1 protein-coding gene is annotated in these 2,331 nt (G+C 57.6%); it reads left to right on the top strand.

Features of this window, described 5'->3' with window-relative positions; all coding sequences use genetic code 11:
- Positions 1 to 382 precede the first annotated feature (382 nt).
- The gene (locus CHB97_RS25615) at positions 383 to 1,621 is read left to right on the top strand and encodes a tyrosine-type recombinase/integrase (RefSeq protein WP_371333149.1); all 1,239 of its coding nucleotides are present in this window, start codon (positions 383 to 385) and stop codon (positions 1,619 to 1,621) included.
- Positions 1,622 to 2,331: the final 710 nt, after the last annotated feature.

Below are 2,331 nucleotides of genomic sequence, written 5' to 3'. Positions count from 1 at the left end.
AAGCCCTGACCCGAAAAATCCTACCCCCAACCCGGCGCCGGAGGCCAAATGCGACCGATTTTTCAGGCAAAAAAATTCCCGTGACGAATCCGGGGCGGACAGCAAAAACCCCAGCAACCGTTTCGGATTGCTGGGGTTTTCTTTTGGATGCGGGGACAGGATTTGAACCTGTGACCTTCAGGTTATGAGTTTGAAAAGTATTCATACGACGATGCACTCTTGAATACGTCAAAATCTCCTAAATACCTGATAACACTTTTGATATTTTGACTTCTTGTACGACCAGATACCATCATCAGCGCTCCGATTTTATCTCATCTGGTAGCTATATGGTAGCTGATACCAAGCACCAGGATGGAGCTTCCGGTGTTTCTGGAGATGGATGATGGCAAAGCTCTCCAAGCGTTCCGTGGATGCGGCGGCTGCCGGTCCGACCCTGCGGGTGATATGGGATGACGAGTTGCGAGGGTTCGGCGTCCGCATCCATCCCACGGGTCGCAAGGTCTATATCGTGAAGTGCCGGATCAACGGGCAACAGCGATTCATCACGATTGGTCAGCATGGCCCTGTGACCGCGGAGCATGCGCGGGCACGGGCCTATGAAATCCTGTCTGAAGCGAAGAATGGGCGTGATCCGGCACAGGAACTCGATCAGGCGCGGAAGGCCCCGACCATGAAGGTACTGGGAGAGCGGTTTCTGGAAGAGCATGTCGCCGTTCGCTGCAAGCCTTCGACCCAGTATGAATATCGCCGATCGGTCGAGCTGTTCATCAATCCCAAGATCGGGACCCGCCGGGTCACGGACATCCAACGCCGGGATATTGCGGAACTCCACCATTCGCTGCGGCACATCCCCTATCAAGCCAACAGAACCCTTGGCGTGCTATCCAAGATGTTCAATCTGGCTGAGGTATGGGGCCTTCGCCCCGACGGCAGCAACCCATGTCTGCATGTGAAGAAGTTCCCTGAGGAGAAGCGGGAACGCTTCCTCAGCGCGGACGAATATGCTGCGCTGGGGCGGACACTGGCCGAGTTGGAAACAACGGGATCGGAACCCACTTCTGTCATCGCGGCCATCCGATTGCTGATGCTGACGGGATGTCGGCTTGGCGAAATCATGACCTTGAAGTGGGCTTATGTCGACTGGCAAGCCAAGGCGTTCAGGCTGCCTGATTCCAAAACGGGGGCCAAAGTTGCTCTATTCGGAGATGCTGTCGCTGCCGTCCTACGTGCCATCCCGAAGCTGCCTGATAATCCGTGGGTCATAACGGGCACAAAGGAGGGAGCCAGACTGACAGACTTGCAACCACCATGGCGGCGCATTCGCCGACGGGCGGGGCTGGACGACGTTCGCCTTCACGACTTGCGACATTCCTTCGCCAGCGGCGCCCTGTTCCTGGGCGAAGGGCTGCCGATGATTGGGAAGCTGCTGGGCCACACGCAGGTGCAGACAACCGCCCGGTATGCTCACCTGGCGCTTGATCCGGTCAGGAACGCTGCGGAGAAGGTGTCCGGCTTCATCGCAAAGCAGGCCGCTGGATCATCGCGCTTCAGGGACGCACGGCGCAATCGGTTCAGGATCACTCGCCAGAACGCAACTGCCAGATACTCTGGACCATAACGATGCGGTTAAACTGGCTATTGATTGAGGGGGGCGGCGGACTTCTGGTAAGCGCCCCTTTTGGGTCGTTCGCTGGGATGATTGAACCGGCTGGAAGCGGACGTAGCAAGATACGAGCTGAAGGGTCACTACAATAAGCGAGCTGCCTTCCTCTCAGGGAATCTCCGCTCCTGCCTGGGCCATATGCGCGCGAAAAGTCATAAGTCCAGGTGGCATGGAGACGGCGTCGGGAATGGAGTGGTTGCGCATCCAGCGGGCGACGAACCATTCCTGGAAGGACCTGTGGGCGAAGCGGTACCTGATGCCCTGGATGCTTCGGGCGCCAGAAGGCGTCAGCAAAGAATTTGCGGCCAATTGGCTGCCATCAAGGTCCGTAACCCTATTGATATCTGCCTCCGTGAAATCTGCCTGGAGGCTGATGAAGTCCGGCCTCCCCCAGTGGCTGTGGCCGAAATCCCCAAGCCGTTTTGTTTCCCCGCCTCCGAACGGACCGCTCCCGATTGGGCCCGACCCAAATGCTCCCGCTGTCGAGCCCAGCGCCGTGATGCCAGCGATTTCGGTCAGTGCATCGAGGATCGCGCCGACCCTTTTCTCCAGGTCGCACCCCGCCAGGACTGGACTTGCCCTGGAAAAGTGGAGAGCCATTGACCTAAAATTCGGGATTGAAGGAGGTTTTGATGGTTCGAGTTAAGCAGGGGAAGGTCACGGCA

The organism is Azospirillum sp. RU38E, from assembly GCF_900188385.1.
Taxonomy (GTDB): domain Bacteria; phylum Pseudomonadota; class Alphaproteobacteria; order Azospirillales; family Azospirillaceae; genus Niveispirillum.
The sequence above is the reverse complement of the archived record's forward strand: the minus strand, read 5'-3'. Positions and strand labels throughout refer to the sequence as shown.